General features: G+C 71.1%; 1 protein-coding gene. It reads right to left on the reverse strand.

Annotated elements, in window-relative coordinates:
* Positions 1–1,207 (reverse strand): acetyl-CoA carboxylase biotin carboxylase subunit (locus FGL98_RS25100; protein ID WP_146321616.1); only part of this gene is annotated, 1,207 nt, incomplete at both ends.

Below are 1,207 nucleotides of genomic sequence, written 5' to 3' on the forward strand. Positions count from 1 at the left end.
CAACGCGCGGCGGGCCCGTTCGAGGGCTTCCTGGCGGGTGTGGCCGGTGATGATGAGCTTGCCGAGCAGGGAGTCGAACGCGCCGCCGATGACGTCGCCCTCCACGACGCCGGAGTCGACGCGGACGCCGGGGCCGGACGGGGCCCGGAAGCAGGTCACGGTGCCGGGCGCGGGCAGGAAACCCCGGCCCGGGTCCTCGCCGTTGAGGCGGAACTCGATGGAGTGCGCGTGCGGGACCGGGTCGGTGTAGCCCAACGGTTCGCCCTGGGCGATGCGGAACTGCTCGCGGACCAGGTCGATGCCGGTGACCTCCTCGGAGACCGGGTGCTCGACCTGCAGGCGGGTGTTGACCTCCAGGAAGGAGATGACCCCGTCCTGGCCGATCAGGAACTCGCAGGTGCCCGCCCCGACATACCCCGCCTCGGCCAGGATCGCCTTGGACGCCCGCAGCAGCTCGGCGTGCTGCTCGTCGGTCAGGAACGGCGCCGGCGCCTCCTCGACGAGCTTCTGGTTGCGCCGCTGCAGGGAGCAGTCGCGGGTCGAGATGACCACGACGGTGCCGTGCTGGTCGGCGACGCACTGGGTCTCCACGTGCCGTGGCTTGTCCAAGAACCGCTCGACGAAGCACTCGCCGCGCCCGAACGCCGTGACCGCCTCGCGGACCGCCGAGTCGTACAGCTCGGGGATCTCCTCCATCGTGCGGGCGACCTTCAGGCCGCGGCCGCCGCCGCCGTAGGCCGCCTTGATCGCGACCGGCAGGCCGTGCTCCGTGGCGAATTCCAGCACCTCGTCGGACCCGCCGACCGGTTCCTTGGTGCCCGGCACCAGTGGTGCGCCGGCCTTGGTGGCGATGTGGCGGGCCTTGACCTTGTCGCCGAGCGAGTCGATCGCCGCCGGGGGCGGGCCGATCCAGATCAGTCCGGCATCCAGCACCGCCTGCGCGAACTGCGCATTCTCGGACAGGAAGCCGTATCCGGGGTGCACACCGTCGGCGCCGGCCTGCTTCGCGATCTCCAGCAGCTTGTCCTGCACCAGGTAGGACTCGCCCGGGGTGCTGCCGCCCAGGGCGTAGGCCTCATCGGCCACCTTGACGTGCAGCGCGTCCCGGTCGGGCTCGGCATACACGGCCACCGACCCGATCCCGGCATCCTTGCAGGCACGAGCGACACGGACAGCAATCTCGCCACGATTGGCGATCAGGACCTTG

It is taken from the genome of Leekyejoonella antrihumi (assembly GCF_007845645.1).
Lineage (GTDB): Bacteria > Actinomycetota > Actinomycetes > Actinomycetales > Dermatophilaceae > Leekyejoonella > Leekyejoonella antrihumi.